Source organism: Mesorhizobium sp. L2C066B000, from assembly GCF_000502335.1.
Lineage (GTDB): Bacteria > Pseudomonadota > Alphaproteobacteria > Rhizobiales > Rhizobiaceae > Mesorhizobium.
Window position 1 is genome coordinate 279248 of record NZ_AYWZ01000011.1, and the last position, 22462, is coordinate 301709.

Consider the following 22462-nt stretch of genomic DNA (forward strand, 5'->3'; position numbering starts at 1 on the left):
GACAACAGCCAAACCGATCATTCTTCCGCGGATTTTTTCGCAGGGCATGTCGGCACGCGGCGTGCTCGCTCGTCCTTGGGGGGAACCTGAGGAGACCGACATGTCCAGACGAATCTATTTCGCCATTCTTGCCTCGGTCGCTGCCTTGTTTGCAGCGCCCGGCCCAGCCAATGCAGAGGAGACCAAGCCCGCCATGACCACCGAAGCAACAGCCATGCCGAAGCCGGAAAAGTCCGGCTTGCTGCCGATCGACGGCCTGAATTACTACTATGCCGTCTATGGCAAGGGAGAACCGCTGCTTCTGCTGCATGGCGGCCTTGGCACGTCGGACATGTTCGCGCCGCTGCTGCCGAAGCTGGCGGAAAACCGCACCATCATTGCCGTCGACCTGCAGGGCCATGGCCGCACCGCGCTCGGCGAGCGACCCTTCAGCCTGGAGGGGATGGGCGACGACATGGCTGGTATCGTCAAGGCGCTCGGCTATGACAAGGTCGACGTGCTTGGCTATTCGCTGGGCGGCGGCGTCGCCTTCCGTATGGCCGTTCAGCATCCCGAGACGGTGAGACGTCTGGTCCTGGTCTCGACCGGCTTCGCCGCCAATGGCTTCTATGACGAGATGCGCGGCCAGCAGGCGCAGGTGAGCGCGGCCGCCGCCGATTTCATGAAGGACACGCCGATGTACAAATCCTACGTCGCCGTCGCCCCACGTCCCGACGATTTCCCCAAACTGCTCGACGCGCTGGGCAATTTCATGCGCAAGGATTACGACTATTCCGCCGATGTGGCGAAGCTGAAGATGCCAGTTATGCTGGCCTATGGCGACAGCGACATGTACAAGCCCGAGCACGAGATCAGGTTCTACCAGATGATCGGCGGCGGGCTGAAGGATGCCGGCTGGATGCGTGAGAACCTGTCGCAGAACCGGCTGGCCATCATTCCCAATCGCACCCACTACGACGTCTTCTTCGCACCGGAGCTGACGGCCGCGGCACTGCCCTTCCTCAATGGCGAAACCAAGGTGAAGACCTGGGACGAAGTCCTCAGCGAAACGAAATAGCTTGCCTGAGATACATGCCGGCCGTCTCGAAGAGGCGGCCGGCTTTTTTGTGCCTGCGAAACCACGAAGCCCTGGCGCAGCCATTAGTCCTATCGGCGCAATCGATGGCGCCATCAGGGCTTTTCAATTGACCGAAAGGTACCTGTCGATATCATCAAGAGACCTTCAGTGTGATGGGTTCGAATGATGACGAAATACCAGGGCGGATGCCATTGCGGGGCAGTGCGCTACGGCACCGAGGCGGCGCCGCTCAATCAGCGCGTCTGCCATTGCCGGCGCTGCCAGAAGGTGATCGGCGCGGCCTTCAACGCCCGCCTTTTGTTTCGCATCGACGATGTCACCGTCGAGGGAGAGGTGGCGACGGTCAACACCTCTCCGGACCTCAAGCGCGGCTTTTGCGCCGCTTGCGGCACCACGCTGTTTTCCCGACGCGACTCCGCCGGCATCGTCGGCATCACCACCGGCTCGCTCGACGATCCCTCGCTGTTCAAGCCGGAAATGCATATGTGGACCGCCTCGAAGCAGCCCTGGCTGCAACTCGATGACGGCCTGCCGCACCATGAAGGCGCGCCGCCTCCGAACTGACGCCGGCCTTACCGGAAATTAATCCCGAAACCACGACATAGCCGGCAAAGCGTCATTGGCGGGCCATGATTGCCTGCCTATCTATCGTCTGCGGGCCGGTATCGAGGAGACGACCGATGAGCGACAGAATCAGCACCCTGGACGAGCTTTTGAGCGACCCGATGGTCCTCCTCGTCATGGAGCGTGACCGCGTGCGCCCCGAACAGGTTCGCCTGCTGCTCGAACGTGCCCGCCGCCCGGCCGCCGACGCCGTGCCACCGGCGCATGTGGTGGCGAAAAGCTGCATGCAGCAATGGCTGGGAAGGTAAGGGCTTCCCCTTCTCCCCTTGTGGGAGAAGGTGAGCGAAGCTCGGTCGGATGAGGGGTGTTCCAGGGAACGCCAACGCCTCACTCCGCTGGAACACCCCTCATCCGTCTCGGCGCTACGCGCCGATCCACCTTCTCCCACAGGGGGAGAAGACAAGAGGGCCAATTCCTAACAACTTGATTCAAACTTTGTTGGTAATTTCTCGTTAGTAATCGAGGCCGGTTTGTCCGGCGGCGTCTGTTTGCCATCGGTCTGTTGTGTTTTGCGTACAGGTCCAGATGCGGATTTCAGGCGTCGTCAGTTTTGTCGTGGCATCGATTTGCCTTGCCGGCTGCTCGTCCACAGCGAGCGTCGATGGCTTGCAGCCGTCGAACGAGACGACCAGTTCGGTCGTGCGTCCGAGCGCGCCGGTCACAGCGGCTCCGGCGGAGACCGCCGACCTCGCGCCGATGCGGTCCGACATGGTGGCCGACAACGCTGTGGCCGACAATGCGCCGCCCTTTTCCATGGTCGAGGAAGAAGAGGCCATCGTCGCGGGCACGCCGCAGGGGAGCACCAGACCACAGCTCGAGCCCGCCGCTCTGATGTCTGCGCCGAAGCGGTTGACGCGCGCGGCGCCGGCCATGCTGGCCTCGCCGGTCACCCGCTACGGTTTCCGCGACGCCAAGCCGATCAATTTCGGCAAGGCTTCGCCACGCTACCTTGCCGTCCACGGCGTCGACGTCTCGCGCTGGCAGGGCAATGTCAACTGGGGCAAGCTGCGTGCCCAGGGCGCCAACTTCGCCTATATCAAGGCGACCGATGGCGGCGACCATCTCGACCCGATGTTCATGAAGAACTGGCGCAATGCCGATGCCGCCGGGCTGAAGCGCGGCGCCTATCACTTCTTCTACTGGTGCCGCACCGCCGGCGAGCAGGCGGACTGGTTCATCCGCAATGTGCCAAGGGTCGAAGGCGCGCTGCCGCCGGTGATCGATGTCGAATGGAACGGCGAATCCTCCTGCAAGCGGCAGCCTTCGCGGGCCACCGTGCTGGAAAAGATGAAGGTGTTCATGGACAAGCTGGAGCGCCATTACGGCCAGCGGCCCATCATCTACACCGCACCGGATTTCTATCGCGACAATCTCAAGGGTGCGTTTCTCGATTATCCGTTCTGGCTGCGCGCCGTGGCGCGGCATCCCTCAAAAGTCTATCCCGGCCGCAAATGGCTGTTCTGGCAGTACTCCGGCTCCGGCCTGTCGCACGGCGTGACCGGCCGCATCGACCTCAACGTCTTCCATGGCGACGAGCGCGCCTGGTGGGCATGGGCAGGCGGGCAGACGACCGTCGCCGACGCCGACTGAACGTCAGGCCGGTGCCGGTGCGCCTGCGCTGCCTGCCGCTGCGGCTTGGGTTGAATTTTCAGCGTCTCGCTAACGATCCGCTCACTGTGTCCTTTAGCGGTATCGCAACAGCCTTCCGGTAACGTGCCCGTGATCGGGTTTCGGAGGGGTCCATGCGCAATCCAGTTGTGGCTGTCGCTCTTGCCGCCGCTGTCGGCTACGGGTTTTTCAGTTCGCTCGGCCACATGCCGGGCGGAAGTGGCACTTCGCTGGCCGAGTCGAAGCAGAACGTCGTGTCCTATTCCACCGAGGACAAGGCGATGCAGGCCGCCAAGGACAGCGGCCGCTCGACCCTCAAGCGCTTCCACGAATTGATGGACGCCGGCACACCCGGCACCTACACGGTAAAATTCCCGCTGACCCAGAACGGCGCCACCGAGCATATCTGGCTGCAGCTGGTCGGCTACAGCGACGGCTCCTATATCGGCCTGCTCGCCGACGTCCCGGTCAATGGCAACAAGTACAAGATGGGCGACAGGATGACGGTGACCGAGGCCGACGTCGAGGACTGGATGATCAAGAACGGCAAGGTGATCTATGGCGGCTACACCACGCGCCAGGCGCTTGCGGATATGCCGAAGGAACAGGTTGCAAGATACGGGTTGACCTTCAAGGACTGAGGGTTGAGGCGGGGGCGAGTTTTATCGCGGTGCCTAGAGGGCTGTCGCGCTTTTCGCGTTCGCGTATCTCTGCCGTCTGCGCCAGCACCCAGTCGCGAAACACCTTGATTTTGGGCGCGTTGCGGCGGCTCTCCAGATGCACCAGCCAATAGCCGTCGCCGTCCGATCCAAGCACGCCGAATGGCTGTATCAACTGGCCCTTTTCCAACAGGGCGCTGTAAAGGTTTCTGGTGAGGATCGCGGCGCCCTTGTCGGTCAGCGCCGCCATCGCATCATAGGCCTGCGTACCCAGCTTCGGGCCAGCGATGACGCGATCGGGCTCGAACGGCACGCCGGCAGCCTTGAACCAGATTTCCCACCAGGGATCGTCGGCACAGCATAGCGGCACTTGGTAGAGATCCTCGGGGCGGTGGATGCCGCCGACGCTTTCGGCGAGTCTCGGGCTGAGCATCGGCGTATAGTCCGCCTTGAACAGATAGTGAGCCGTCAGGCCCGGCCATTTTCCACTGCCGGTGCGAATGCCGACATCCATGTCGCCGCGCGTGAAATCGACCAGCCCGTGCGATGTATTCACCTTCACGGCAAGATCGGGATGCATCAGCTGGAATGTTCCAAGCCATACGGCCAGCCAGTTCGATGCGAAGGTTTCCATGGTCGTCACCGACAGCACGCCGGTCGCTCCACCCTTGGTGGCGACCCATGCGTCGGCCAGGGTCGAGAACGCGCCTGTTGCGTGCGGCGCCAGCTGCTGTCCGGCCTCGGTCAGCGCGATCTGCCTTGTTTTTCTTATGAAAAGCGGCGTTCCGGCACGTTCTTCCAGCACCTTTATCTGATAGCTGGCAGCTGATTGGGTCATGCCGAGTTCTTCGGCTGCCTTGGTGAAACTGCCCAGCCGGGCCGCGGCTTCAAAGACCCTGATGGCTCCTAATGGTGGTAGTTCCCAGCTCATGACGCATCAATCCCGCTGATGCATACTACGCGACGTTCGATTGGAAACCAAGCCCGGAAAACGGCATGCTGCATTCATCGGATCAAACCCTGAGGATACGGCAATGACCACCACCATCGCTCTCTACAACACGCTTCGCCGCCCGGTGCTCGACCTCTTCACCGCGCCGTTCAGGCCTCGCAAGCGCGGCTTGCTCGACCGCCGCTCGCTGTCGGATCATTTCCTCAGGGATATCGGTATGCTTGACGGACGCGTGCCTCCCGGCACCATTGGCTAAGCAAGCTCTTTGACCAGGGGAGGGAAAGATGACTGTGCCATCCGAGGATCTGGCGAAGAGCCGCCAAACGATCAACGCCTATGAGGACTATGCCGAACGCTACGACGCTCTGGTGCGGCACGTTCCGAACCAAAGAGAACAGAAATGGCTGAAGCGCCTGGTGAAGATCGCCGGCAAAGGTGGCCGGATTCTGGAAGTCGGTTCGGGGCCCGGATACGATGCGGACTTCGTCGAAGGGCTCGGTGTCCAGGTTCGGCGCACAGACGCAACGAAGCGGTTTCTCGAGTTGCAGGCCGCACGCGGCAAGCATGGTGAGTTTCTCGATCTCATCACCGACGATCTCGGCGGCCCCTACGACGCGGTGCTCGCATTGTGCGTCCTGATCCACGTGCCGCGCGAGCAGGCCGACCAGGTGCTTGCCAAGATTGCCGGGTCGTTGCGGCCGGGCGGCGCCTTCCTCGTCTCGATGCGCATTGGCGATGGCGAGAAGAGCGGCGAATATCATACGGTCTACTGGCGCAGGGACGACTTCGCGGCCCGCCTTGAAAACGCCGGGCTGGTTCTTGTCGGAGACGAATTCAACGTCGGCCGCGATCGCGAAGAGTGGACCACCTTTCTGGCTGTGAGGCCGTCATGACGCGCCGCGGACTGTTTTTGTTCGTGCTGCTCAGCCTCCTGTGGGGCATTCCCTATTTGTTGATCAAGCTGGCGGTTGCCGAGGTGTCGGTGCCCTTCCTGGTCTTTGCCCGAACAGCCGTCGGCGCCCTGGCGCTGCTGCCCTTCGTCCTTGTCCAGCGCAGTTTCGGATGGCTGAAGACACATTGGCCGGCGGTCGCCGCATTCTGTCTGGTCGAGATGATCCTGCCATGGGGGCTGATCACCCATGGCGAAGTCAGCATCGACAGTTCCACCGCCGGACTGCTGATTGCCATGACGCCGGCGGTAACCGTCGCGCTCTCAAAGCTGATGGGCTCGGATGAGCGGCTGGGGATACGCCGCTGGACCGGTCTTTTCCTCGGTTTTGCCGGTGTCTTCGTGCTGGCGCTGCCGACCTTGGGTGGCGGATTTCTCGCGGTCGTCGAGATTCTCATGGCCGCGGCCTGCTATGCCTCGGGTTCGATCATCGCGTCGCGCTGGCTGAACGATGTGCCGGCAACCTCGCTGACGGCAGTCTGTCTGGCAGGGGCCGCGCTGATCTACGCCGTGCCGGCGGCGTTGGCCTGGCCGGCGGCCATGCCGTCGACAACGGTGGTTGGCGCAATCCTCGGTCTTGGCGTGTTTTGCACGGCGATCGCCTTCGCCACCTATTTTCTGCTGGTGCGGGAGATCGGCCCCGAACGGGCGGTCGTCATAACCTATGTGGCGCCCGCCGTCTCCGTGGCAGCCGGCGTGCTCGTCCTTTCAGAGCCGCTCGATATCGGCATTGTAGCGGCTTTCGCGCTCATCCTGTGCGGATCATATCTCGGCACGTGGCGCGCTCCGCCAGAACCGTCCGTGTCCGCGACCTCGGCAAGTTGACCGGCGGCCGCCAGCCGCCGTCAGAAATAAGGTCGCAGGTTCTCGCGAATGCGGTCCAGCACCGTCTTTCCCGAGATATCGGCGGTGAAGGTCTTGCCGGTGATGGTCTCAAAGGCCTGCGTGTAAACCCGCGATGTCTGCTCGATGAGCTCGGCGGGGATTTTCGGAATACGATCCTTGTAGGGATCGCAGCGCGCGGTCACCCAGGCGCGAATAAAGTCCTTGTCGAAACTTTGCGGCCGCTCGCCTGCCTTGAAACGCTCTTCATAGGTTGCCGCAAGCCAGTAGCGGCTTGAGTCGGGCGTATGGATTTCATCGGCAAGGATGATGGTGCCATCCTTGTTCGTGCCGAACTCATATTTGGTGTCGACCAGGATCAGGCCGCGCTTCGCGGCCAACGCTTTGCCGCGCGCAAACAGCGCCAGCGCATAGCGCGAGACTGTGTCCCATTGCTCTTCCGATAACAGGCCGCGCGTCAGGATCTCGTCGCGCGTCAAGGGCTCGTCATGACCGCCATCGAGCGCCTTGCTGGTCGGCGTGATGATGGCCTGCGGCAGCTTCTCATTGTCGCGCAGCCCGTCCGGCAGGCGGATGCCGTACATATCGCGTTCGCCGTTCTTGTATTTCGTCAGCACCGAAGTGCTGGTGGTGCCGGCGAGATAGTCGCGAACAACGATTTCCACCGGCAGAATGTCGAGCCTGGTGCCGACGACGACATTGGGGTCGGGATAATCGAGCACATGGTTGGGGCAGATGTCCGCCGTTTCCTCGAACCAGTAGCGCGCCGTCTGCGTCAGCAGCTCTCCCTTGAGCGGTATTGCGGTCAGGATCACATCGAAGGCGCTCAGCCGGTCGGTGGCGATGATGATGCGGCGGCCATCCGGCAGATCGTAATTCTCGCGGACCTTGCCTTTGTAGTGGTTCGGGAGTTCCGGAATGAAGGCATCCGAGAGAACGCGCAGTGCTGTCATCCTGGTCTCATGGCTCCTAACAGTTTGGGCGACTCTTAACAAAGTTGAGGGGGCTTCGATACCCGAGGAAGGGCGGTTCGTCCTTTGCGAATAATCAAGACATTGCCTTCGCCGTGCTATCTATTTGCAGCTTCCGGCACTCCTGGGGGACGCGGTGGACGTAGAGCTCAAATTTCTGATTGTCGGATTTGCCTGCGCGATCGCGGGCGGTCTGTCGTTCATCACCTTCGTCAAGTGGCGCGAGGTGCAGGCGATGAGCCACTGGCTGCCGGCGCCGGGCAAGATCATCTCGTCGCGCGTCGAGGCGCGCGAAGTCAGAAGGTCGGGCGTCGGCTCGGACAGCAGCGACACCACCGAGATGCGCAATTTTCCGGCGATCACCTTCGAATACAAGGTCGGTAAAAAGAAATTTCAAAGCTCGCGCTACAGCGTGAAGGAGAATCTGGGGAATTTCGAAGTCACCGAAACCCTGGCGCAGTTTCCCACCGGCGCTGAAGTGACCGTCTTCTACAATCCGGCCGATCCGGGCAAGGCCGTGATCGAACGCACCCTGCCGGACGGCGCCTTCAAGTTCATGGTCAAGCTCTCGGCCGGGCTGGTGATCGGCACGGTGGTGCTGGTGTTTTTGCTCGGTGGCGTGCTGGAGGCGATCCGGCCGCACCTGCCCAAGCCGCAGAACCTCGGCGCCGGAGCGCTGCTGCTGTTCATGGGCCTGATGATCCTGCGCATGGCCTTCGTCCAGAAGTCGCTTGCCGAGCAGGCGTCAAAATGGCCGGTCGCGCCCGGCCGCATTGACTCCTCGGGTCTGCAGGCGCTGCGAAACTACAGCGGCCATCGACGCTGGAGCACCGTCTTCAAATCCCGCATCGTGTACAGCTACGGCGTCGCAGGCCAGCACTACACCTCAGACCGCGTCACCTTCGGCGCCACGGTCACCGCTTTAATGCCCGGCCTCGTCAGCGGCCAGGCGCGCAGCTATGCCGAGGGCGGCAAGGTCGACGTGCATTACGACCCAGCCAACCCCGCCTCGGCAGTGCTCGAATGCAGCGTGCGCGGGCTTTGGCTGCTGTGGGTCTGTTCGGCCGCGTTTCTGGGCGGCGCGGCTTGGCTGGTCGGTTTTATCTGAGGCGCCCACTTTCATGACAAGACATCCAATGATCGTCCGCAGGCTGGCCGTCGTTTGCCTGGCTCTGCTCGGCGCCGTGCAGGCAGCGAGCGCAAAAGAATGTCTGCTCAGCCATGCCACCTACCGCGAGCCGCGTTCGGGCGCGGTGATGCAATTCCGGCCGCTGAACAATGAGCCGGCGGCACTGACGGCCGAAGTGTTTTCGGTGACCGTCCCCAACACCGACACGCGCTTGCCGGCCGACATCACCTGGACCAATGGCAAAAATTCGTTTCCGCTCGGCACCATCCGCTATGCCTGCACCGACGACGACCGCGAAGCGGGGCTGGAGGATGGCAGCGGTCGCTGCCGGATATGGATGGGCCAGGTCTATGCCTTGACCGGAGGCGGCGCCGAGCAGCTGAATTCGCGCGAAGCGACACCGGCGCCGAAAGGGCTGTTGCTGCCCGATTTCGGCGCGGCCTTCACCGAATTTGCCGATTTCGCCAATGCCAATCCGGACGGCTCGGCCTGGGACGCCTTCACTTTGACAGGATGCAGCGATGAATAACGCCATGAGACTGATTGTCTGGATCTGCACGCTGTTTGCCTCGGCTACGATATCAGCCGCAGCGCGGGCGGACGAGCTGGCGCCATCGCGCCCGCCGATCGACAAATGCGTCTGGGAGAAACTGGCCGACAAGACGGTCGGTTTGGCCGCCTGGGTGCAGCGCTGCGATTTCGGTTTTCGCCAGATCCACTTCGAATTCGTCGGCAACGCGCTCGCCATCAAATACAGCGATGGCGGCGCGCCCGATCCGCTGGTCGAGGTGTTCGACATCAAATCAGGCGAAACCGCCGAGGCCGCGGTGTTGCGCCTGTTGCTGGAAAAGACCGACAAATCAGTCAGCGCCCGCTGCGTGCTGACGCCCTACACCGAGGGCACCGTGCCCGCCGGCGTCAAACGCTACACATTCAGCCCCGATGCTGCCTATGCGAAAGAGCTGAAGGCGCTAGCCAATGACGAAGTTCCCGAACCGCCCTGCGGCGACTGGGGCGAAATGCCGGATGGTATTCAGTATTTCGAGGCGCCGGCGGGTGAGGGGCGGAGGGTGCTGTTCGTTCGGGCGGGGCAGGACGAGCCGCTGTTCGACGATCAGACGCTGCGGGTGCCGGGATAGGATGTTGTCCTGAAGGCTACCGCTTATGCCTCTACGTATTCCGCGAGACTGATTCCTTTGGGCACCTCCAGCCCATCGGCACGCAAGCCCTCGATGTGAAAGCGTATAGCGTCGCGAATTTCCGTTTCCACCTCAGGCACTGTCGCGCCCGTCGCGATGCAGCCGGGCAGGTCTGGCACATAAGCAGAGAAATTATCGGCCGCTTTTTCAATCACTACCGCATAACGCATACAATCACTCCTTCAGAGGATGCTACGGTGTTCCGGTGCCGCTCATCCTCTCCCCACAACAAGGGGAGAAGATAAGCACTACCGGGTGACCATTAACGCCGTTTCCGGCTGGCCTCTTCGTCAGCAATTAACCTCGCCCGAATTGACGGCCACCTGTCTGCGATCTCTTGACATGAGGCAGCCAGCAGCTTTCTGCGTTGGCTGAAGCTACCGGGTGCAGCGAAAATCTTCTGGGCGAACACGTCAACAACAAAACAAAATTCTGCGCGCGGCTCTCCAGCATCTTCGAAACATTCCTCCGCGTACCAGTGGAGAAGTGCCCCATGCAGCGCCGAAGTTTCTGTCGACAACGGTAGTGTTTTGCAGAGATAAGGTTTGATCAAGCCGAAGCCGACTTCCCCCTTTCCTGTTTGTGGCATCTTGACCGAGTTTGTCGGTCGAACACTAAGAGATACACCGGCAAGAACGAATTTTGGCTGGCTATCTGAAATGCCGGTTATTCTGGCAGCAGTAGGCAGCTTGTCCAAGCTCATAGTCCGGCAAAGTTCGATAGCATCGTGAGCCGTAAGAAGCCTTTGTTCATCGTGCGAGGTGGCAGGTTGGCGCGATAATAAGGCTCTGTCGAGTTGAGATAATCGGCTGTCATCACGCCCGTGAGTTTCAATGAAATGCATCATTGCTCGCTCTATCTCGTTGTAGCGAGTGTCGAGGAGGAAGTTCTTAGGTTTGATGATGTCTTCAATGATCGCGGTTCGCCGCGTGGAGCGAGCGAAACAATATTCAACCAACTTATTAGCGCTAATTCTCGGTTCGATCTTCATAACGAAAAAGCCCTTTCCGGAGCAGTTAAAGTCACACTAGCTGCCGATGCCTTCTCGACTCTCTGATCAGAATCTCCATATAACTACCTTGCTACAGGAGATGGGATTCCGATCTCGTCGCCCCGCGTGGGCTTCGGCGCATCGCGGTACCAAAGGCCGGCCTGAAAGGGGCGGCCTTTGGTGTTTTGAGGGATGTTACATAAAGACATCCTTATGTGGCGTACTCTTTTTGTTCTCGATACCATTTCGGCCCGATCTTACGACCGGGCCGGTGATGTTACGCTTTTGCGCTCAGTTTCCTCAGCTGCACCCGCTCGTCGAGCCGCAGGTATCGCACTTCTCGCAGGTGCCGTTCCGCACCATGGTGAAGTTGTGGCATTCCGAGCATTCGTTGCCGGTGTAGCCTTGCATCAAGGATTGCTGACGGCGCGTGGAGGCAAGCGCCTTTGCCTCGGCCGCTTCTTTCGCTGCTTCGTCGGTGAACAACCCGGTGGGGTCGGCAGCCTCCTCGGAAACAATATCTTCGACCAATTCCTTGGCTCGCTCCTCATAGTCGCGCTTGTAGGCGATGGCTTCGTCGCTTGCTGGTTTAAGCGCCAGCACATTGGAGCCTGAGAACGCAGTTGGGGTGACCCGGGCAGGGGCCGCGGCAGGTGATCCGGCAAAACCCTTGGGTTCGCCACCTAGGCCAGACACCAACTTGACCGGCGAGGCGCCGCGGGTAAGGCCCTTCGAGAACGGCGTCGCCTTGCCTTCGTTGATGCCGCGTCCGAGCGCCGTCTTGTCGAAATCCGACTGGTCGACATGGGCGAGGTCGTGGCGGCCGAGGTAGGACACAGCGAGTTCGCGGAACACATAGTCAAGGATCGACGTCGCATTCTTGATGGCGTCGTTGCCCTGCACCATTCCGGCCGGCTCGAACTTGGTGAAGGTGAAGGCCTCGACGAATTCCTCGAGCGGCACGCCATATTGCAGGCCAAGCGAGATGGCGATGGCGAAGTTGTTCATCATCGCCCGGAAAGCAGCGCCTTCCTTGTGCATGTCTATGAAGATCTCGCCGATGCGGCCGTCATCGAATTCGCCGGTGCGCAGGTAGACCTTGTGGCCGCCGACGACCGCTTTCTGGGTGTATCCCTTGCGGCGGTTCGGCAGTTTTTCACGATCGCGATAGAGACGTTCGATGACGCGTTCGACGATCTTCTCGGTCACTTGCACGGCGCGCTGTGAAGCGGGCGCAGCGATCAGCTGCTCGACCGCGTCGTCCTCGTCATCCTCGCTGTCGGCGAGCAGCGACGAATTGAGCGGCTGCGACAGCTTTGAGCCGTCGCGATAGAGCGCGTTGGCCTTCAGCGCCAGCTTCCACGACAGCATGTAGGCGCCCTTGGCGTCTTCCACCGTCGCATCGTTGGGCATGTTGATGGTCTTGGAGATGGCGCCGGAGATGAAGGGCTGTGCCGCCGCCATCATCTGGATGTGGCTGTTGATGGACAGCGAGCGCTTGCCGATCTTGCCGCACGGGCTGGCGCAGTCGAACACCGCCAGATGCTCGGCCTTGAGGAAGGGCGCGCCTTCCAGCGTCATCGCACCGCAGACATGGATGTTGGCGGCCTCGATGTCCTTCCTGGAGAAGCCCAGCGCCGGCAGCATCTCGAACGAGAAGTCGTTGAGCTGCTCGTCGGTGAAGCCGAACGTCTCCTTCACCCAGTCGGCGCCCAGCGTCCACTGGTTGAAGACGAACTTGATGTCGAAGGCCGACTTCAGCGCCGCATTGAGCGCCGCGATCTTGTCGTCAGTAAAACCCTTCGCCTTGAGCGAGCCGGGGTTGACCGCCGGCGCCTGGTTCATGTTGCCGTGGCCGACAGCGTAAGCCTCGATCTCGGCGAGCTGGCTCTCGGAATAGCCCAGCGTGCGCAGCGCTTCCGGCACGGCGCGGTTGATGATCTTGAAGTAGCCGCCGCCAGCGAGCTTCTTGAACTTCACCAGCGCGAAGTCGGGCTCGATGCCGGTGGTATCGCAATCCATGACCAGGCCGATCGTGCCGGTCGGCGCAATCACGGTCGCCTGCGCGTTGCGGTAGCCATGCTCTTCGCCGAGTTCGATGGCGCGGTCCCAGGCAGCCTTGGCGTGCGTGGCCAATTCCTGCTGCTTCAGGTCGGACGCGACCAGCGGCACCGGATTGACGGCGAGTTTCTCGTAGCCCTGTTTCTCGCCATAGGCGGCACGGCGATGGTTGCGCATGACGCGCAGCATGTTCTGCGCGTTACGGTCGTAGTCGGCGAAGGCGCCGAGCTCGCCGGCCATCTCGGCCGAGGTGGCATAGGCAATGCCGGTCATGATGGCGGTGAGCGCTGCGCAGATGGCGCGGCCCTCGTCGGAATCATAGGGGATGCCCGACGTCATCAGCAGGCCGCCAATGTTGGCATAGCCGAGGCCGAGCGTGCGGTATTCGTAGGACTGCTTGGCGATCTCCTTCGACGGGAACTGCGCCATCATCACCGAGATTTCGAGGACGACGGTCCACAGCCGCACCGTGTGCTCGTAGGCGGCGATGTCGATCGTGCCGTCGGCGTTGCGGTAGGGGAGCAGGTTGATCGAGGCCAGGTTGCAGGCCGTGTCGTCGAGGAACATGTATTCCGAGCACGGATTGGAGGCCCGGATCGCACCGGCCGAAGCGCAGGTGTGCCAGTCGTTCATCGTCGTGTTGAAATGCAGGCCCGGATCGGCCGAAGCCCAGGCGGCGTAGCCGATCTTTTCCCAGAGGTCGCGTGCCTTCAGCGTCTTCAGCACCTTGCCGTCCTTGCGGGCGGTCAGATGCCAGTCGGCGTCGTCCTCGACGGCGCGCAGGAAGTTGTCCTTCAGCGACACCGAATTGTTGGAGTTCTGGCCGGAAACGGTGAGGTAGGCGTCGGAATCCCAGTCGGTGTCGTAGGTCTTGAACGACATCGCGGTGTAGCCCTGCTTGGCGAACTGGATGACGCGGTAGATGTAGTTCTCCGGCACGGCCGACTTCTTGGCCGCCTTGATCTCGCGCTTCAGCGCGGTGTTCATCGACGGGTCGAAGCAATCGTCATCATGGCCTTCGCAATTGATGCAGGCCTTCATGATCGCTTCGAGATGTTTTTTCACGATCTTGGAGCCGGTGACCAGCGACGCCACCTTCTGCTCTTCATTGACCTTCCAGTCGATGAATTCCTCGATATCGGGATGGTCGGCGTCGACAATGACCATCTTGGCCGCACGACGCGTGGTGCCGCCCGACTTGATGGCGCCCGCCGCGCGGTCGCCGATCTTGAGGAAGCTCATCAGGCCGGACGAACGGCCGCCGCCCGACAGCTTTTCGCCTTCGCCGCGCAGCATCGAGAAATTGGAGCCGGTGCCCGAGCCATATTTGAACAGACGCGCTTCACGCACCCACAGGTCCATGATGCCGCCTTCGTTGACGAGATCGTCCTGCACGCCCTGGATGAAGCAGGCATGCGGCTGCGGATGCTCGTAGGAGGACTTCGACTTGGTCAGCTTGCCGGTGAACGGGTCGACATAATAGTGGCCCTGGCTCGGGCCATCGATGCCGTAGGCCCAGTGCAGGCCGGTATTGAACCATTGCGGCGAGTTCGGCGCAACGCGCTGGGTGGCGAGCATATAGGCGAGTTCGTCGCGGAAGGCGCTGGCGTCTTCTTCCGACTTGAAGTAGCCGCCCTTGTAGCCCCAATAGGTCCAGGTGCCGGCCAGCCGGTCGAAGACCTGGCGGGCGTCGATTTCGGAACCGTAGCGCTCGGCTTCCGGCAGCTTGGCAAGCTCGGCCTCGTCGGCGACGGAGCGCCACAGGAAGGAGGGGACGTCGTTCTCCTCGACCTTCTTCAGGCGCGCGGGCACGCCGGCCTTGCGGAAATACTTCTGCGCCAGGATGTCGGCGGCAACCTGCGAGAACTGCGCCGGCACATCGATATTGTCCAAGCGGAACACCACCGAGCCGTCCGGATTCTTGATCTCCGAAAGCGCCTTGCGGAATTCGATCTCCGCGTAAGCTGATTGGCCTGGCTTGGTGAAACGACGCTCGATGCGCATTGGTCCGGTCCCTTTTGTCTATATATAGCGCTTTTCCCCGGGGATTTCTGCCCCCAATGCGAAACGCGCATGTCCGCCGTCTGCCGGCGTTCGAAAACACCGGCTCTCCTTGTGGCAGTCTTCGTCGCCTTGCTGGTCGAGCTTCTTACGAAGCCGCTGTTCCAACTCTGCGCCGAACCCTGCGGGTCCCTCAAAACTGAATTTTTCCTCGATTCCCTCGACCGAGGGAAATTCACACTATCTAGCGTCGAACCTGCCTGCAAACACTAAATATAGTGTTAACAGACAATTTATTCCAGTCCGACAAATCTCCCTTTTCGCTTCCGAAGCCCCCACGATCCAACGCTTCCGCCAGCCTCGTAAACAGGCGGAAATCATGGCCAAAACGCACAAAATCCGGGAAAAATGACCGGGCTCGAAACTCTCCGGTCGCGCCCTCAACAAGAGCACATGGCACATAAAAGGCGACTCGGTTTGCGTCGTCAAGGATTCGTTTGCGTAGCTTTTGTGACCCCAACATCTTGTGTGTCACATATGTGGATAACGGGGACAAAAAGCGGCTGAGGAAAGCCCGATTCTGCCGGCGTGGACCGCTGGTGAGCGGTTCACCCGAGACAGGCCCGGCCGGATTCTGGCTCACAGCCTTTTCATTTTAGCTGGCGTGCATTATGTCTTTGGCGTCGCGCGGGGGCGCGTCTTGTCAATTCCAAGAGCATCCGTTACGCCCCGCCCATGACAGTTACCGTCCGTTTTGCCCCCTCACCAACCGGCCGCATTCATATCGGCAATGCCCGCACCGCCTTGTTCAACTGGCTGTTTGCCATGAACAACAAGGGCCGTTTCATCCAGCGCTTCGACGACACAGACATTGCCCGCTCGAGGCAGGAATTTTCCGACGCCATCCTCTACGACCTGCACTGGCTGGGGATTTTCCCCGATGCCACCGAATACCAGTCGCGGCGCTTCGAAATTTACGACGCGGCAGTGGAGCGGCTGCAAAGGGCCGGCGTTGTTTATCCCTGCTACGAAACCCCCGAAGAACTCGACCTGCGCCGCAAGGTGCGCCGCACGCGCGGCCTGCCGCCGGTCTATGGCCGCGAGGCGCTGGCGCTTTCGCAGCAGCAGATCGCCGAATACCGCTCCGATGGCCGCCGGCCGCACTGGCGCTTTCTGCTGCCGAATTTCACCAGCGATCCGCTGCAGCCCGAACGCACCGAAATCCACTGGAACGATCTGGTGCGCGGCGAGGAAACCGTCGATCTGGCCTCACTGTCCGATCCGGTGCTGCGGCGCGAGGACGGCACTTATCTCTACACGCTGCCTTCGGTCGTCGACGACATCAAGATGGGGGTCACTCATGTCATTCGCGGCGACGACCACGTCACCAACACCGGCGTGCAGATCGCGCTGTTCAAGGCATTGGGCGCCGAGCCGCCTGTCTTCGGCCACCACAATCTCTTGACCACGGGCTCGGGCGAGGGCCTGTCGAAGCGCAGCGGTGCGCTGTCGATCGAAAGCCTGCGCGAGGAGGGCATCGAGCCGATGGCTGTGGCTTCGCTGGCCGTCCTTGTCGGCACCTCGGAAAATGTCGCGGCGGTGCATGACATGCCGGCACTGGCCGCGCGCTTCGATCCCGCCGCCACGTCGAAATCGGCGGCCAAATTCGACCCGGACGAGCTGTTCGTGCTCAATCGTGCGCTCATGCACCACATGCCGTTTTCCGAGGCGCGGGATCGGCTGATCGTGCTCGGCATCTCCGGCGACAAGGCCGAGCCGTTCTGGCTGGCGGTGCGCGGCAATCTCGACCGGCTGAGCGACGCGGTCGGCTGGTGGCGCATCCTTGCCGACGGCCCGCAGCCCGCGCCGGAATTTTCCGACGAGGATCGCGACTTCCTGCAGCAGGCCTTCGACCTGTTGCCGGAAGAGCCGTGGACCGGTACGGTCTGGAAAGACTGGACGGCCAGGATCAGGGAAGCCAGCGGCCGCAAGGGCAAGGCGTTGTTCATGCCGCTCAGGCTGGCGCTTACCGGACTTGCTTCCGGGCCGGAGCTTGCAGATCTATTGCCGCTGCTGGGTCGGGAAGGAACGCTGGCCCGACGACCCTGACCTTGCGCTGGTCCGGCGGGATCAGCGACACCGGCGACACCACCGGCTTGACGGCAAGGCGCTTGATGGCGGCGCGGTCGAGCCCGCCTTGTACGTTCGCCAGCGTCTCCGGATCCGCGCCTGGATCGGGTTTGGCCGCCGGCACCGGAATGAACGGCGTGGTCTCAATATCGGGCTGAAACTGCTCGGGCGGTGGCGGGTTACCGCCGATGATCTCGAAATTTCCGGCCTGCGCGTTGCAGCCACATGCCTGCGGCCGCGACTGGTTGGGTTGTTTGTAGAGATAAGCGGTAGGCAACTCGCTGTAGGGCCTCCCGGTCACCGACGACGTCATGTTGGCCGAATCGTCTTCCATGCCGCGCGAATAGAACACCTGCATTTCGGTGCCGGGGCAGCTCGATTCGCAATTCTTCTGGTCGCGCTCGAAATCGCCGAGCGAAGCCGAGTTCGACATCGGGAAGAAATAGCCGTCGCAGGTACGCACGCAGCTCGTATGGAACTCGCCGCCGACCGTCGGGAAATCCGGCACGCCGGGCTGATTGAGCACCCGGCGCACATTGCGCTCCTCGCCGGGATCATCGGGCTGATCGAGCGTGTCGATCTGCCGGTCGCCGCCGAAAAGCTGGTCGAACAGATCGCCGTCGTCGGGTTCGCGGCTGGCTTCCTGCAGCGGCTCCCGGCGCGGCGCGGGCTCGTCACGGCAGCCATTGGCGTCGAGCGCGGCCAGGATGCGGCCGCGGTCGCGCCGCGAGCCGCCGCCGGCAAGCTGCGCGCGCTTGGCTTGCAACGCATCGAGATTGGCGTTCATGCGATCGATGCTGCTGTTCAGCGCAGCACATTGGCTGACATTGCGCGAAAACAGCGAAAACCCGCAATTCGCATCGCTCGCACGACCGCGCACCTTTGATAGCTGTTCGAACTGGCGGGAGATGGCCTTGTCATACTTCCGCACCATGCTGGAATTGCCGCCGCCATTCGATGAAGAAGCAAGCTCGGCTTCCAGTTGACGGCAAACGCGGGAGGCGGCCTGCGGTTCAGTGGTGGCGACGGCCGAAAGCACAAGCGCGCCGAGCAGCGCAGCCAGATGCTTCAGCCTCCATCGTCCGCCCGTCATTGCCCGAAACCCCGCTTGCCTGCCTGTCTACCGGATTCGCAGTTAACCGTTCCCTCAATCTACAACCAAAGATGGTCTTAGCCCATAGACGCGTTGCAGGAGGCGTTTGGATAGGGCGGCAACTGTGCGGTCTCACCGCTGCATGAAAAAGGCGCAATCGCCCCGGAATATCCCACGATCCAGCAATGCCCCGGGGAGCTGGCATGATCGCGATTAGCCGCCGAACTGCGCTGCAGTTCGGTCTGTTGTGCCTGGCGGCGCCCGCCGCCCGGGCGCAGGGAAATCCAGCCGCTCCGGACTGGCGCAGCAAATTGGTCGAAGCCGCGCGTGAGCAGATCGGCGTCACCACCTTCTACGACCCGGCCTATGTCCGCCTCGACTATCCCGGCGGCGATGTCGCGCCGGATCGAGGCGTGTGCACGGACGTCGTCGTGCGCGCCTATCGCCGCGCCTTCGAGCTCGACCTGCAGAAGCTGGTGCATGAGGATATGGCGGCCAATTTCGCCGCCTATCCCAAGACCTGGGGTCTGAAAGCGACCGATCGAAACATCGACCACCGACGGGTCGGCAATCTTGCCGCTTTTTTCGGGCGCAAGGGAGTTTCCTTGCCCGCCAGCGAGTATCCTCCCGACTTTCAGCCGGGCGATGTCGTCACCCAGATGCTGCCCGGCAACCTGCCGCACATCGTCATCGTCTCATCCGAACGGTCGGCGGACGTTCCGGAACGAGCGCTGGTCATCCACAATATCAGGTCGGGCGCCCGCGAGGAGGACACGCTGTTTGCCTTCAAGCAGACCGGGCATTACCGTTTCGTGCCTGCCTGACGGCGTCAGTTGAAATGAACCACCGCCTGCGCCTTGTGCGCCGCCTCGACCACTGCCAGCGCCGTCATGTTGACGACGCCGCGCGACGTCACCGACGGCGTCAAAATATGCGCCGGCTTGTCGGTGCCAAGCAGGATCGGCCCGACATGCAGCGCGTCCATCATCGTGCGCAGCGCGGTCAGCGTGATGTTGGCGGAGTCGAGGTTGGGGAACACCAGGAGATTGGCTTCGCCCTTCAGCCGCGAATGCGGATAGACGCGCTGGCGCAGATGCTCCGACAGGGCTGAATCGGCATGCATCTCGCCGTCGCATTGCAGGTCGGGCGCAACGCGCGCCAGGATCGCCGCTGCCTGCCGCATCTTCAGCGCGCTGGGAGAATCGCGCGAGCCGAAATCCGAATGCGACAGCAGCGCCGCCTTCGGCTCGATGCCGAAGCGCTGGATTTCCTCCGCCGCCAATATGGTCATTTCGGCGATCTCCTCGGCCGTGGGGTCGACCGAGACATGGGTGTCGGTGAGGAAGATGATGCCGCGTTGCGAGATCAGCATCGACAGCGTCGACAGGTCGCGGTCCTTGACGCCCGCGCGTGGTCCGATGACCAGCGTCACATTGCGCAGATGCCGCTCGAAACGGCCCTCGAGGCCGCAGATCATGGCGTCGGCATCGCCGCGCTTCAGCGCCAGTGCCGCAATCACCGTATTGTCGGTGCGCACCATGGTGCGCGCGGCCTCCGTCGTCACGCCGCGCCGGCCGGCAAGCTCGATCAACAGGTCGACATAATGGCGGTAGCGCGGATCGTCTTCCGGGTTGATCAGGCCGAAATCGACGCCCGGCTTGATACGCAGGCCGTAGCGCTTCAGCCTGACCTCGATGACATGCGGGCGGCCGATCAGGATCGGCTCGGCAATGCCTTCCTCCAGCACCACCTGGGCTGCGCGCAGCACGCGCTCGTCCTCGCCGTCGGCATAGATGACGCGCTTGGCGGTCGACGCCTTGGCCGACGAAAACACCGGCTTCATCACCAGGCCGGAGCGGAAGACGAAGCGGTTGAGCTGGTCGATATAGGCGGCGAAGTCGGTGATCGGCCGTGTCGCGACGCCGGTGTCGCAGGCGGCCTTGGCCACCGCCGGCGCGATGCGCAGGATGAGGCGCGGATCGAAGGGCGAGGGGATCAGGAAATCGGGCCCGAAGATCGGCGTCTCGCCGGAATAGGCGCGCGCGGCGACATCCGAAGGCTCTTCGCGGGCAAGGGCGGCGATCGCCCTGACCGCCGCCATCTTCATCTCCTCGTTAATGGCGCTGGCGCCGCAGTCCAGCGCACCGCGGAAGATGTAAGGAAAACACAGTACGTTATTGACCTGATTGGGAAAATCGGAACGCCCGGTGCAGATCATGGCGTCCGGCCGCGCCGCCCGCGCCGCCTCCGGCATGATCTCCGGATTGGGGTTGGCCAGCGCCAGGATCAGCGGCTTCGGCGCCATATGCCGCAACAGTTCCGGCTTCAGCACGCCGGCGGCCGATAGGCCGAGGAAGACGTCGGCGCCCGGGATCACATCGGCCAGCGTGCGCGCCTCGGTATCCTTCACATAGGGGTCTTTCCAGCGGTCCATCTCGTCGGTGCGGCCCTTGTAGGCGACGCCGAAGCGGTCGGTGACCCAGATGTTCTCTACCTTGGCGCCAAGCGAGACCAACAGGTTGAGGCAGGCGAGCGCTGCCGCACCGGCGCCTGAGGTGACGATCTTGATGTCGGAAATGGCCTTGCCGGCGAATTCCAGCCCGTTGAGCACCGCGGCGGCGACGATGATGGCGGTGCCATGCTGGTCGTCATGGAAGACGGGAATGCCCATGCGGGCCTTCAACTGCGCCTCGACCTCGAAGCATTCGGGCGCCTTGATGTCCTCGAGATTGATGCCGCCGAAAGTCGGCTCCAGCGCCGAGATCGTCTCGACCATGCGCTCTATGCCCGGCGCGTCGATCTCGATGTCGAAGACGTCGATGCCGGCGAATTTCTTGAACAGCACCGCCTTGCCTTCCATCACCGGCTTGGAGGCGAGCGGGCCGATATTGCCGAGGCCGAGAACGGCCGAGCCGTTGGAGACGACGCCGACCAGATTGGCGCGCGCCGTGTAGTCGGCGGCGGTCGCCGGATTGTCACGGATTACGAGGCAGGGGGCGGCAACACCAGGCGAATAGGCCAGCGCCAGATCGCGCTGGTTGCCGAGTGGCTTGGTCGCCTGGATCTCGAGCTTTCCCGGCCTTGGATGCTTATGGAAGTAGAGGGCGGCTTCGTCGAGGTCCGAACGTGCCGTTTTCTTGTTCTCGCCTTCCATGCGGCCGCTCCCTCAAACCTGCTTTGCAGCCTTTTAGCACGCAAAAATGGTTTTTCGCGACGCCAAATAACGCAAGGGCGGCTAAAACAACCGGGGCCGAAAAGACCGAATTATTTCAAACGGTTGCGCGGAAATCCTGCTGAGGATGCACTGAGCCCTTCAGAACGCGCTGACATAGAGGCCGCCATCGACCGGGATGTTCTGGCCGGTGAGATAACCGGCATGGACCGAGCACAGAAAGGCGCAGATCTGGCCGAACTCTTCCGGCGTGCCGAGCCGCTTGGCCGGAACGTCGGCGCTGATGCGGGTCTTGCGCGCTGCGGCCGCTGCCGGGTCTTCCATCGTGCCGGCCTCATGCGGGCCGCGCAGCCGGTCGGTGTCGAGCTTGCCCGGCAGCAGGCTGTTGATGGTGACGTTGCGGTCGATCACCGTGCGCGCCACGCCGGCCAGGAACGAGGTCAGCCCGGCTCGCGCGCCGGACGACAGATCGAGGCCGGGAATCGGGACGTAGACCGACAGCGAGGTGATGTTGACGATGCGGCCGAAGCCGCGCATGGCCATGCCGTCGATGACGGCCTGCACCAGTTCGATCGGCGTCACCATGTTCTGCGTCACGCCTTCGAGGATCTTTGCGCGGTCGAGTTCGCGGAAATCGCGCAAGGGCGGGCCGCCATTGTTGTTGACCAGGATATCCGGGTCGGGGCAGGCGGCAAGGATCGCCTTCTGCACGTCGGGCGTCGAGACGTCGCCGACGATCTCGGTCACCTTCACGCCGTAGCGTTCGCGCAGTTCGGCTGCGGTTTTTGCCAGCAGCTCGGCATTGCGGCCGTTGACAACGAGATCGCAGCCGGCCTCGGCCAGCGCCGTGGCGCAGCCGCGGCCAAGCCCTTTGCTCGATGCGCAGACGATGGCCTTCTTGCCCTTGATGCCAAGATCCATGACGATTTTCTCCTGTGAATGGCGCGGCACGCTAGCCCTTTGGCTGGCCCAATCGCAACCGTCATACGGTTGTTGCATGAA

General features: G+C 62.2%; 21 protein-coding genes. 13 read left to right on the plus strand and 8 right to left on the minus strand.

Features of this window, described 5'->3' with window-relative positions; genetic code table 11:
* Positions 1 to 100 precede the first annotated feature (100 nt).
* The 5 genes from X733_RS144265 (at position 101) to X733_RS144245 (ending at position 3951) form a co-directional block, all read left to right on the plus strand.
* Positions 101 to 1057: an alpha/beta hydrolase gene (locus X733_RS144265; protein ID WP_023756447.1), complete on the plus strand. Its 957-nt coding sequence runs from the start codon at positions 101 to 103 to the stop codon at positions 1055 to 1057.
* A 186-nt stretch (positions 1058 to 1243) separates the two neighbouring features.
* Positions 1244 to 1642 carry a GFA family protein gene (locus tag X733_RS144260; protein WP_023684918.1) on the plus strand — a complete coding sequence of 133 codons (399 nt, stop codon included), beginning with the start codon at positions 1244 to 1246 and terminating at the stop codon, positions 1640 to 1642.
* 116 nt (positions 1643 to 1758) lie between these two features.
* Entirely contained in the window at positions 1759 to 1950 is a 192-nt protein-coding gene (locus X733_RS144255) for a hypothetical protein (protein ID WP_023669058.1), read from the plus strand.
* Positions 1951 to 2227: 277 nt separating this feature from the next.
* Positions 2228 to 3292: a GH25 family lysozyme gene (locus X733_RS144250; RefSeq protein ID WP_023819452.1), complete on the plus strand. Its 1065-nt coding sequence runs from the start codon at positions 2228 to 2230 to the stop codon at positions 3290 to 3292.
* Positions 3293 to 3444: 152 nt separating this feature from the next.
* The gene (locus tag X733_RS144245; protein WP_023669056.1) at positions 3445 to 3951 is read left to right on the plus strand and encodes a DUF2314 domain-containing protein; all 507 of its coding nucleotides are present in this window, start codon (positions 3445 to 3447) and stop codon (positions 3949 to 3951) included.
* On the opposite strand, the gene X733_RS144240 is transcribed toward X733_RS144245, so the two are convergent.
* Positions 3941 to 4900 (minus strand): LysR family transcriptional regulator, encoded by a 960-nt coding sequence (locus X733_RS144240; protein ID WP_023669055.1) that lies wholly within the window; start codon positions 4898 to 4900, stop codon positions 3941 to 3943. The genes X733_RS144245 and X733_RS144240 overlap by 11 nt on opposite strands.
* A 103-nt stretch (positions 4901 to 5003) precedes the next feature.
* Here X733_RS144240 and X733_RS1000000170330 point away from each other — a divergent pair, with 103 nt between their 5' ends.
* From X733_RS1000000170330 to X733_RS144230, 3 genes are read left to right on the plus strand one after another with little or no spacing between them, the layout of a single operon-like run.
* Positions 5004 to 5177, plus strand: a complete 174-nt coding sequence (locus X733_RS1000000170330; RefSeq protein WP_023669054.1) for a hypothetical protein — start codon at positions 5004 to 5006, stop codon at positions 5175 to 5177.
* Between the two features lie 28 nt (positions 5178 to 5205).
* Complete coding sequence (locus X733_RS144235) at positions 5206 to 5814, plus strand: class I SAM-dependent methyltransferase (RefSeq protein ID WP_023669053.1); 609 nt, start codon at positions 5206 to 5208, stop codon at positions 5812 to 5814.
* Positions 5811 to 6695, plus strand: coding sequence for a DMT family transporter (locus X733_RS144230; protein ID WP_023669052.1), 885 nt, complete (start codon positions 5811 to 5813; stop codon positions 6693 to 6695). The genes X733_RS144235 and X733_RS144230 overlap by 4 nt, the downstream gene beginning before the upstream one ends.
* 20 nt (positions 6696 to 6715) lie before the next feature.
* On the opposite strand, the gene X733_RS144225 is transcribed toward X733_RS144230, so the two are convergent.
* On the minus strand, positions 6716 to 7657 hold the full coding sequence (locus X733_RS144225) for a phosphoribosylaminoimidazolesuccinocarboxamide synthase (RefSeq protein ID WP_023819453.1): 942 nt from the start codon (positions 7655 to 7657) through the stop codon (positions 6716 to 6718).
* Between the two features lie 163 nt (positions 7658 to 7820).
* On the opposite strand from X733_RS144225, the gene X733_RS144220 reads away from it, so the two are divergent.
* The 3 genes from X733_RS144220 to X733_RS144210 are packed head-to-tail and all read left to right on the plus strand — an operon-like array spanning position 7821 to position 9952.
* Positions 7821 to 8792 (plus strand): DUF3592 domain-containing protein, encoded by a 972-nt coding sequence (locus X733_RS144220; RefSeq protein ID WP_023819454.1) that lies wholly within the window; start codon positions 7821 to 7823, stop codon positions 8790 to 8792.
* A gap of 13 nt (positions 8793 to 8805) precedes the next feature.
* A complete protein-coding gene (locus tag X733_RS144215; RefSeq protein ID WP_245274479.1) occupies positions 8806 to 9342 on the plus strand; it encodes a hypothetical protein in 537 nt (178 codons plus the stop codon).
* Positions 9343 to 9346: 4 nt separating this feature from the next.
* Positions 9347 to 9952, plus strand: coding sequence for a hypothetical protein (locus X733_RS144210; protein ID WP_245260295.1), 606 nt, complete (start codon positions 9347 to 9349; stop codon positions 9950 to 9952).
* A gap of 23 nt (positions 9953 to 9975) precedes the next feature.
* On the opposite strand, the gene X733_RS144205 is transcribed toward X733_RS144210, so the two are convergent.
* The 3 genes from X733_RS144205 to X733_RS144195 all read right to left on the minus strand — a co-directional run bounded on the left by X733_RS144205 (position 9976) and on the right by X733_RS144195 (position 15068).
* The gene (locus tag X733_RS144205) at positions 9976 to 10182 is read right to left on the minus strand and encodes a type II toxin-antitoxin system HicB family antitoxin (protein ID WP_023736541.1); all 207 of its coding nucleotides are present in this window, start codon (positions 10180 to 10182) and stop codon (positions 9976 to 9978) included.
* Positions 10183 to 10274: 92 nt separating this feature from the next.
* Positions 10275 to 11003, minus strand: a complete 729-nt coding sequence (locus X733_RS144200) for a hypothetical protein (protein ID WP_023736542.1) — start codon at positions 11001 to 11003, stop codon at positions 10275 to 10277.
* 300 nt (positions 11004 to 11303) lie between these two features.
* Positions 11304 to 15068, minus strand: coding sequence for a vitamin B12-dependent ribonucleotide reductase (locus X733_RS144195; protein WP_023819456.1), 3765 nt, complete (start codon positions 15066 to 15068; stop codon positions 11304 to 11306).
* Between the two features lie 732 nt (positions 15069 to 15800).
* Between X733_RS144195 and gltX the strand changes: the two genes are divergently transcribed.
* Complete coding sequence (gene gltX, locus X733_RS144185) at positions 15801 to 17174, plus strand: glutamate--tRNA ligase (RefSeq protein WP_023669044.1); 1374 nt, start codon at positions 15801 to 15803, stop codon at positions 17172 to 17174.
* Here gltX and X733_RS144180 read toward each other — a convergent pair.
* Entirely contained in the window at positions 17092 to 18288 is a 1197-nt protein-coding gene (locus tag X733_RS144180) for a DUF2865 domain-containing protein (RefSeq protein ID WP_023736543.1), read from the minus strand. The genes gltX and X733_RS144180 overlap by 83 nt on opposite strands.
* Positions 18289 to 18491: 203 nt before the next feature.
* Here X733_RS144180 and X733_RS144175 point away from each other — a divergent pair, with 203 nt between their 5' ends.
* On the plus strand, positions 18492 to 19112 hold the full coding sequence (locus X733_RS144175; protein WP_023669042.1) for a DUF1287 domain-containing protein: 621 nt from the start codon (positions 18492 to 18494) through the stop codon (positions 19110 to 19112).
* Positions 19113 to 19117: 5 nt separating this feature from the next.
* On the opposite strand, the gene X733_RS144170 is transcribed toward X733_RS144175, so the two are convergent.
* Positions 19118 to 21442 carry an NADP-dependent malic enzyme gene (locus X733_RS144170; protein ID WP_023819457.1) on the minus strand — a complete coding sequence of 775 codons (2325 nt, stop codon included), beginning with the start codon at positions 21440 to 21442 and terminating at the stop codon, positions 19118 to 19120.
* A 159-nt stretch (positions 21443 to 21601) separates the two neighbouring features.
* Positions 21602 to 22381, minus strand: coding sequence for an SDR family oxidoreductase (locus X733_RS144165; protein ID WP_023819458.1), 780 nt, complete (start codon positions 22379 to 22381; stop codon positions 21602 to 21604).
* Between the last annotated feature and the right edge of the window lie 81 nt (positions 22382 to 22462).

Coding starts and splice junctions, on each gene's coding strand:
- X733_RS144240 (WP_023669055.1), bottom strand. CDS start 4,900: ATGAGCTGGGAACTACCACCATTAGGAGCCATCAGGGTCTTTGAAGCC.
- X733_RS144255 (WP_023669058.1), top strand. CDS start 1,759: ATGAGCGACAGAATCAGCACCCTGGACGAGCTTTTGAGCGACCCGATG.
- gltX (WP_023669044.1), top strand. CDS start 15,801: ATGACAGTTACCGTCCGTTTTGCCCCCTCACCAACCGGCCGCATTCAT.
- X733_RS144215 (WP_245274479.1), top strand. CDS start 8,806: ATGACAAGACATCCAATGATCGTCCGCAGGCTGGCCGTCGTTTGCCTG.
- X733_RS144180 (WP_023736543.1), bottom strand. CDS start 18,288: ATGACGGGCGGACGATGGAGGCTGAAGCATCTGGCTGCGCTGCTCGGC.
- X733_RS144260 (WP_023684918.1), top strand. CDS start 1,244: ATGACGAAATACCAGGGCGGATGCCATTGCGGGGCAGTGCGCTACGGC.
- X733_RS144210 (WP_245260295.1), top strand. CDS start 9,347: ATGAGACTGATTGTCTGGATCTGCACGCTGTTTGCCTCGGCTACGATA.
- X733_RS144170 (WP_023819457.1), bottom strand. CDS start 21,442: ATGGAAGGCGAGAACAAGAAAACGGCACGTTCGGACCTCGACGAAGCC.
- X733_RS144175 (WP_023669042.1), top strand. CDS start 18,492: ATGATCGCGATTAGCCGCCGAACTGCGCTGCAGTTCGGTCTGTTGTGC.
- X733_RS144200 (WP_023736542.1), bottom strand. CDS start 11,003: ATGAAGATCGAACCGAGAATTAGCGCTAATAAGTTGGTTGAATATTGT.
- X733_RS144245 (WP_023669056.1), top strand. CDS start 3,445: ATGCGCAATCCAGTTGTGGCTGTCGCTCTTGCCGCCGCTGTCGGCTAC.
- X733_RS144230 (WP_023669052.1), top strand. CDS start 5,811: ATGACGCGCCGCGGACTGTTTTTGTTCGTGCTGCTCAGCCTCCTGTGG.
- X733_RS1000000170330 (WP_023669054.1), top strand. CDS start 5,004: ATGACCACCACCATCGCTCTCTACAACACGCTTCGCCGCCCGGTGCTC.
- X733_RS144250 (WP_023819452.1), top strand. CDS start 2,228: ATGCGGATTTCAGGCGTCGTCAGTTTTGTCGTGGCATCGATTTGCCTT.
- X733_RS144205 (WP_023736541.1), bottom strand. CDS start 10,182: ATGCGTTATGCGGTAGTGATTGAAAAAGCGGCCGATAATTTCTCTGCT.
- X733_RS144265 (WP_023756447.1), top strand. CDS start 101: ATGTCCAGACGAATCTATTTCGCCATTCTTGCCTCGGTCGCTGCCTTG.
- X733_RS144195 (WP_023819456.1), bottom strand. CDS start 15,068: ATGCGCATCGAGCGTCGTTTCACCAAGCCAGGCCAATCAGCTTACGCG.
- X733_RS144165 (WP_023819458.1), bottom strand. CDS start 22,381: ATGGATCTTGGCATCAAGGGCAAGAAGGCCATCGTCTGCGCATCGAGC.
- X733_RS144235 (WP_023669053.1), top strand. CDS start 5,206: ATGACTGTGCCATCCGAGGATCTGGCGAAGAGCCGCCAAACGATCAAC.